The organism is Thiohalomonas denitrificans (genome assembly GCF_016841685.1).
GTDB classification, from domain to species: Bacteria; Pseudomonadota; Gammaproteobacteria; order Thiohalomonadales; family Thiohalomonadaceae; genus Thiohalomonas; species Thiohalomonas denitrificans_A.
Genome location: NZ_JAENYR010000123.1, coordinates 1 through 7,063 on the forward strand (window position 1 = coordinate 1; position 7,063 = coordinate 7,063).

At 62.9% G+C, this 7,063-nt stretch carries 8 protein-coding genes; 5 read left to right on the forward strand and 3 right to left on the reverse strand.

What is annotated here, in order from left to right; genetic code table 11:
* Both Q7L05_RS16510 and Q7L05_RS16515 read left to right on the forward strand, forming a co-directional pair.
* Positions 1-425 (forward strand): aminotransferase class V-fold PLP-dependent enzyme (locus tag Q7L05_RS16510; protein WP_303909270.1); only part of this gene is annotated, 425 nt, incomplete at its 5' end.
* Between the two features lie 136 nt (positions 426-561).
* Positions 562-1,188: a carbonic anhydrase gene (locus Q7L05_RS16515; protein ID WP_303909273.1), complete on the forward strand. Its 627-nt coding sequence runs from the start codon at positions 562-564 to the stop codon at positions 1,186-1,188.
* A gap of 18 nt (positions 1,189-1,206) precedes the next feature.
* Here Q7L05_RS16515 and Q7L05_RS16520 read toward each other — a convergent pair whose 3' ends face one another.
* Both Q7L05_RS16520 and Q7L05_RS16525 read right to left on the reverse strand, forming a co-directional pair.
* Positions 1,207-2,457 carry an MFS transporter gene (locus Q7L05_RS16520; RefSeq protein ID WP_303909275.1) on the reverse strand — a complete coding sequence of 417 codons (1,251 nt, stop codon included), beginning with the start codon at positions 2,455-2,457 and terminating at the stop codon, positions 1,207-1,209.
* Positions 2,458-2,463: 6 nt separating this feature from the next.
* Positions 2,464-3,117 carry a hypothetical protein gene (locus Q7L05_RS16525; protein ID WP_303909277.1) on the reverse strand — a complete coding sequence of 218 codons (654 nt, stop codon included), beginning with the start codon at positions 3,115-3,117 and terminating at the stop codon, positions 2,464-2,466.
* A 345-nt stretch (positions 3,118-3,462) separates the two neighbouring features.
* On the opposite strand from Q7L05_RS16525, the gene Q7L05_RS16530 reads away from it, so the two are divergent.
* From Q7L05_RS16530 to Q7L05_RS16540, 3 genes are all read left to right on the forward strand, one after another.
* Positions 3,463-5,082, forward strand: coding sequence for an ExeA family protein (locus Q7L05_RS16530; protein WP_303909279.1), 1,620 nt, complete (start codon positions 3,463-3,465; stop codon positions 5,080-5,082).
* Positions 5,083-5,085: 3 nt separating this feature from the next.
* Positions 5,086-5,742, forward strand: a complete 657-nt coding sequence (locus Q7L05_RS16535; protein WP_303909281.1) for a general secretion pathway protein GspB — start codon at positions 5,086-5,088, stop codon at positions 5,740-5,742.
* Between the two features lie 156 nt (positions 5,743-5,898).
* On the forward strand, positions 5,899-6,729 hold the full coding sequence (locus Q7L05_RS16540; protein WP_303909282.1) for a metallophosphoesterase family protein: 831 nt from the start codon (positions 5,899-5,901) through the stop codon (positions 6,727-6,729).
* Between the two features lie 16 nt (positions 6,730-6,745).
* On the opposite strand, the gene Q7L05_RS16545 is transcribed toward Q7L05_RS16540, so the two are convergent.
* Positions 6,746-6,979 (reverse strand): hypothetical protein, encoded by a 234-nt coding sequence (locus tag Q7L05_RS16545; RefSeq protein ID WP_303909284.1) that lies wholly within the window; start codon positions 6,977-6,979, stop codon positions 6,746-6,748.
* Positions 6,980-7,063: the final 84 nt, after the last annotated feature.

Genomic DNA, 7,063 nt, shown 5'->3' on the forward strand with positions numbered 1-7,063 from the left:
TCGGCCGGGCGGCGGTGCTGGCGGGCGAGTGGCTCGGGCAGAGCGGGGCGATGCAGGAGCGGCGCGACCGGCTGGAGGCGGGACTGATGCAGCTGATCCCCGGCGCCACCCGCAATGGCGCGGCCGGGATGCGTCTGCCGAACACCCTCAACCTGACGCTGCCCGGGCTGCGAGGCGAATCGCTGGTGATCGCGCTCGACCAGCACGGTATCGCCTGCTCCTCCGGCTCAGCATGCAAGTCCGGCTCCCCGGAACCGACGCATGTACTCAAGGCCATGGGCCTCTCGGATGAGGCGGCTCACTGTTCGCTTCGGCTCTCCCTGTCCCACCATACCGACGACGAGGCGATCGAGCGTACGCTGAGCGTGGTGCAGCGGGTCCTCACGGAACGCAGCACCAGCGTGCGCTTCATCGGTTGCAAGTGACCCTTGTCGCCATAGGCAGCCGCATCAGGTACTCTTCCACCGCCAGCCTGTCCGCAGGCGAATGCCCGCTCGAATTCAGGGAACGGGCAAATAGGGCAGTTTGCCGACCGCTCTCCTCAGCCAGGGTGATTCCGATATGACCTCCGCACTCGAAGCGCTCGAACGTCTGAAAGAAGGCAATCGGCGTTACGTCTCCAATGTCAAGAGCCTGGACGCACTGGCCAGCCACGGCCGCCGGGCCGACTTTGTCGCCGAGCAGAAACCGATCGCCGTGGTCCTCGGCTGTTCCGATTCCCGGGTGCCCGCCGAAATGGTCTTCGATCAGGGTCTGGGCGAGCTTTTCGTCATCCGTGTCGCCGGCAATATCGTCGCCCCTTCGCAGGTGGGCAGTGTCGAATTCGCCGCCGCCCGGTTTGGTACGCCGCTGGTGGTGGTGCTCGGCCACTCGCACTGCGGTGCCATCGGCGCGACCATCGATCAACTGACCGGCCGGGGCTCCAGCCCCTCGAGAAATATCCGCTCCATCGTCAATCGCATCAGTCCATCGATAGCGGGACTGGTGGAAACCGATCTGCGAGACGACCCTGAGGCGTTGATGGAGGAAGCGGTCCGCGCCAATGTGCGCGCCTCTGCCAATCACCTGCGCCACGGCTCCGAACTTCTGGAGCAACTCATCGGCGAGGGCACGCTCATGGTGGTTGGTGCCGAATACTGTCTCGATAGCGGGAGGGTGGATTTTTTCGACTTGCAGGAATCGGCCTGAACCATGGCAAATCGGGTGTCACTGCAAGCGGCCTTCGCCTGTCCCGGACTCCAGCGTCTCCGGGACATACCGGTAGAGAGTCCATGCGGCGACCAGAAGCAGGGTAGCGGCCACCAGAAACGGCAGCCGAAAGGAGATGATGGCCAGGCCGCCGGCCATAATCGGCCCGGTGGCGATTCCCAATCCAAAGCCCATCGTGGTCAGGGCCATCTGTCGGCCTGTGTTTCCGTCGGTACTGACGTCCGCTGCGAGAGCAAAGGCCGGCGCGGCAATGCCTGCCGACCCGATTCCCTGAATGGCCCGCAGCCCGAGTAGTTGGGCCGTGGTCTGGACCTCGCCAATCAGGGCGGTGGCCGGCGCCATGATCATCAGCCCGGAAATAATCACCGTTTTCCGGCCGAAGCGGTCCGAAAGTCGACCAAAAGGCACCTGCAGCAACAGCCGCGTCAGGATCAGCACACTGAATGCGGCGCCAAACGCGAAGGCCCCTTGCTCGAGGCGCTCATTGAACTCCTGTTCCAACGGGGTCATCACCGAAAAGGCGCTGGCCATGGCGAATACCGCCAACCCCGCCCCCAGGATCCCGGGGGACAGCAGTGTGCGATCGAACACGCGAAAGGTCCGGTGTGCCTCCGTGGTGCCGCGGCTGGGGCGCTCCTTGATCCAGAGCTGTACCAGCAGCGTTGCAATGGCAATAAACGCAGCGGCGGTGTAGAAAACCGCATTGAAGCCCAGGGTGTCATGCAGTGCACCACCGATCAAGGGGCCGAGTCCGAACCCGACCAGCCGCGCCGTGGTATAGATCGCCATCGAACCGCCGCGGGTTGCCTTTTCGGTGTTCGCCGCCAGCAGCGCCATGCCCGCCGGGATCGTAAGGGCCAGCCCGATCCCTTGAAAAATCCGCAGGAAAAGCAGATCCCTGAATTGCTGGGCAAAGACAAAGCTGACGATGGCGATACCGGCCAGCAGGAGTCCACCCAGGATGAAAGGCTTGCGGCGGTCGGACCAGTCGACCCAGGCGCCGGCGAGGGGTTGAACCGCGGTGGTAATCAGCCCGTAAACGGAGATGAGAATCCCGGCTTGCAGGGCGTCCGGAAAGGGCAGCCACGGGGCCGGCAGGCTTGCGACATAGAGCGGAATGACCACGAACAGCATGCTGTTGCCCAAGGCGTCGCCGAGTCTTGCCATGGCCAGGGCCAAAACGGTCCGATTGGCGCCGATATCAAACCCTGTACGATGGCGGTATGGCGGCGGCTGCTCGAGATCCAAGGGCCATCACCTGCCGGCTTCGTCCTGCACGGCTTTGTGGGCACGCTCCAGATCGACCCGGATCAGGGCCGCCGCAAACTTTGGAAAGTCCTTCCTGGCGACCATTTCGGCAAGCCGTTCCGGTTGCTGCGGCAGGCCCAGTTTGCCGGCAGAGGCCAGCACCTTTTTGTCCGCATAGGGATAGACTTCATCCCAGGTACCCTGGACCTCCCGCAGGAAAATGTCGGCACCCACATCACCGATTCCCTTAAATTGCTTCAGTAGTTTCTTTTCTTCATCGACCCGGTGATCCGCCGCCTGGCGCAGTCGGCGAAGATCGCCCTTGTACTGGTCCAGCAGCCATTGGGCCGTTTTGCCCAGCATAGTCGAGGTACTTTCGTCGTAGCGTTTGTAGCCGTGCCAGGTAATCACGTCGACGCGCTCCTGCCACGAGGCGTCCGCCATTTTCTGCGGCGTTGTCAATCCAGCCTTTCGCAAGGCAATAGCCGCCTTCACCGCGTTCCCCGCTGCGATGCGTGCGCTCAACAGCAGGGCCATGTACAGAAGTTGAAAGAGCGCCGAGGGGGTGTTGTCCTCCACGCGCACACCGACCTCCTCGGCGTAGGTCCTTCCGTACCGATGTAGCAGTGTCTTGACCAGCGCGTGTTGGGTGTCGGGCATGGTACTGTATGGTTTGGTTGCTGTTTCCGTGTTCAACAGTCTAGTGGTCCATGCGGAAAATAGTGCAACGCAGCCGAGGGCGCTTGTGAGCCGCCCCGAAGGGAGCCCCGCTAATGGGCCAATGCTGCGTTGCGGACTCCTTTCCCTGGAGTTCGTCCATTAGCCGGACTCTGGAGCCTGTCCGAGAATAGACCGACCTACTCCGGCCAAGCCTGATTGGCCAGATTTACTGCTCATTTTCGCTAAAATGACCGAAAAATCTGACTTCAGTCTTGCCCTCGTGACCATCGCTATTCTCGGACAGGCTCCTAGAATGTTAGGAAGTCGACCCTGAGCAGGACTGGCATGTACCTCGATCATTTCGGCCTTGATGTAAAGCCGTTTTCCATTACCCCCGAACCGCGATTTCTTTACCTGAGCGAACGCTATCGGGAGGCGCTCGCGCATCTCCTTTACGGGGCGGGCGAGGCGGGTGGCTTTTTACAGCTGACCGGGGAAGTGGGGACCGGCAAGACAATGATGTGCCGGGCCTTCCTGGCGCAACTGCCCGAAGCGGTAGATGCGGCCCTGGTGCTCAACCCGAAGCTGACAGCGCCGGAATTGCTGTGCAACATCCTTGAAGAGTTACGAATCCCCCTGCCTGATGAGCGGGACTCCACCAAGGCACCCATCGACCGGTTGAATGCTCACCTTCTCGACGCGCACAGCCGGGGGCGCCGCACAGTACTGCTCATCGACGAGGCGCAGAACCTCAGCCCCGATGTTCTGGAGCAGGTGCGGCTGCTGACTAACCTGGAGACCGACCGCCACAAACTCCTGCAGATCTTCCTTATCGGCCAGCCGGAACTTCGGCACCTTCTCGATCAGCCGGAGCTTCGACAGGTGGCGCAACGCATCACCGCGCGCTGCCACTTGATGCCATTGAGCCTCGAGGAGACCCGTGCCTATGTGGTTCACCGTCTGCAAGTGGCCGGGGCGCGAAGGAGCCTCTTTACCCGGGGGGCACTGAACGAAATCCATGCGTTTTCAGGCGGTATCCCCCGCCTTATCAACAATGTCTGTGATCGGGCCCTGCTGGGAGCGTATGCCATCGATTGTGAACGGGTAGAGCGCAAGGTGGTGCGCTGTGCCGCCGCCGAGCTCAAGGGCAACCGGGACGGGCAGCGGCCATTCGGGGCCAGGGCCGCGCTCCTTGGAGTCCTGGCGCTGGCCCTGGCGGGCGCGGGATTCCTGCCCGACACCCGCTCGATACTGGCCCTGGTATTCGAGCGTATGGCGCCACCCATGACTGCCGTTACCGTCACTGCCGCCGAATCCCCTGCGCCTTTGCAGCCGGAAGCGCTGCCGGCGCATATCCGGATTCAGCAGTTGATTCGGAAAACGCCAACCAGCCTCGATGCGGAAGTTGCCAAGACCAACCTGCTCGAGCATTGGGGGATCGCCGCCAGCGAGCCGGTGGCGGGCTTCTGCCAGTCCGCCCGCACTCGCGGCCTGCGTTGCCTGCGGGGGAGGGCCGGCTGGGCGGAGTTGCTCCGCTTGAACCGACCGGCCGTTCTGAGCTTTTGGAGTGACGATGGTACCCGGCATGTGTTGCTGACGGGCATGCAGGATCGGCGCGTCGAGTTTCGGGTAGGCGAGGAGCGATGGAGACTGCCGCTCACGGAGGCGGACCAATTCTGGCGTGGGCAATACCTCATCCTGTGGCGTCCACCGGATCCTGAAGCATCGCTGATCGGGAGGCGGTCGTCGCCGTGGGCGGTGCAGTGGGTGTGGGAACGCCTTGGAGGGGGGGTACCGGTACCCGAGACCTATACCGATGCTCTTCGTGAAAAGGTGACCCGCTTTCAGCAGCAGCATCTTCTGGAGATGGATGGCATCGCCGGACCGCGGACCCTTATTCAACTCAATACGGCCGCGGCCGATCCGGCGATTCCGCGGCTCGATGTCCCGGCGGGTGGGGAGTAACGGGTGTCATACATCCTCGAGGCACTGAACAAGTCCCAGCGTGAACACGCGCGCGGCAGCGTCCCGACCCTTCAGGGGCAGGCGCCTCCGGCTCGGCCCTCCGTGCGCCGGATCGGGCCGTTGGTGAGTGCGCTTCTGCTGGGAGCCGTTATGTCCCTGTCAATTGCCGGTTACCTGGTTCGTTGGCAAGACTCCGGCACCGTGGCCCTGTCGTCCCTTTCGGCATCCGGTTCGGGTGTTATCCGATCGGGAAGCTCAGGTTCGGATTCGCAGCCGGTTCGGACCGTTGAGCACCCTGCGGTGCCTGTGAGGAAGCCGGAGCCGCTCCCCGTCGCTGGGACTGTTCCCGCACGCCCCCTTGAGCAGAAAGCTGGGCAGCATGGGAACCTCGAACCTCCCGTAGCAGAGCGGCCGGAACCCGTCCGGCAGCCTCCGGCCAAGGCCTGGAGCGAACTCCCCGTCGATATCCGTCGGACCATCGGCAATCTGGTGTTGAACATTCACGTCTACAGTGAACGCCCGGAAAAACGCTTTGTCTTTATCAACCAGCGCCAGTATGGAGAGGGGGATGTCCTGAAGGAGGGGCCGACCCTGGAGGTCATCAATCCCGCGGGGCTGGTACTCGCGTTCCGCGAAGAGCGGTTCCGAATCGATATGTAGCACACGCGCTCAAACCGCTGCCCATGGGCGGACCCGATTTTTCTCTCGACCAAACGGCCACCCCTGCGGCTGAACGAAGCGGTTCAATCCTTTTGGAGGCAGCCGGGCCAAAGAGATGCATGGTAGGCTAAGGGGGAGGCAAACAGAGGCGAGTCCGTGAAACTGGCGGTGATCTCCGATATCCATGGCAATCTTCCCGCCCTCGAGGCGGTGCTGGAGGACCTTGAACGGTGGCAGCCGGATGAGGTGATCATCAATGGCGATCTCGTCAACCGCGGGACCTACAGTCGCGCCTGCCTGCGGCGCATCGGGGCACGCCAGCCTCGCGCGCACCTCCTCAAAGGCAATCATGAGACCTTCGTCCTCGGCTGCGCGGATCAACCGAGGGAGCCGGGCACTCCGCATTTCGAGCTGCGGCGCTTCGCCCACTGGACGGTTGATCAACTGGGAGCGGCACTGAGCGAAGTAAGGGCCTGGCCCGACCAGCTCGATCTGACGGACCGGGACGGCGGCTCGGTGCACGTGACCCACGGCACGCGGCTGGGCAACCGGGACGGGATTCGCCCTGAAACCGAAGCCCATGAGTTGGCCGATAAGCTCGGGGATGCCCGCGACCTTTTCATCACCTCCCATACGCATCGTCCCCTTATCCGGCGGCATGATGGGGTGCTGGTGGTCAATACCGGCTCCGTTGGCTCCCCCTTCGATCGTGATCCGCGGGCCGCCTACGGGCGTTTCCGCTTTGTCAGCGGCCGTTGGGATGCGGAGATTGTGCGCATCGAATATGATCGGCACCGAGCTGAGCGGGATTTCGAGGAGAGCGGTTTTCTCCAGCTTGGCGGTCCGCTGGCGCGGGTGATGTTAAGGGAATTGCAACTCTCTCGAGGTCTGATGGGTCCCTGGACGCATCGCTACCAGGATGCGGTCAAGGCCGGGCAGATCACCGTCGAGACGGCGGTCAAGGAGTTTCTCCGGGAGTGTGACTGAGTCTTCGGCGCCCGGCTCAGTCGGATTTCTCTTCCTCTTCGCCGTCCTCTTCCTTCCTGGCCCGATGGTCTCCGGGGTGCATGTCTTCGCGGCGGGGCAACTCCCCTTCGTCTGGTTGGTCCCGATCCTTCAGGCTACCGCCCGCCGGCGCGTTGGTGGCCGAAGTGGCGGCTCCGGGAGAGCGTGGCTCAGCGGGTTTTTCCCCGGTCTTGCGGGTCTCTTCCCGTTGCTTGCGCTCTTCATCACTCATTATCGGCACCTCCCTGTCGTTTTGCCCTAAGTGTACTGTTGCATGCTTGGCGATACTTTCAGAGCCCCCCAAAAACGTCAGGAC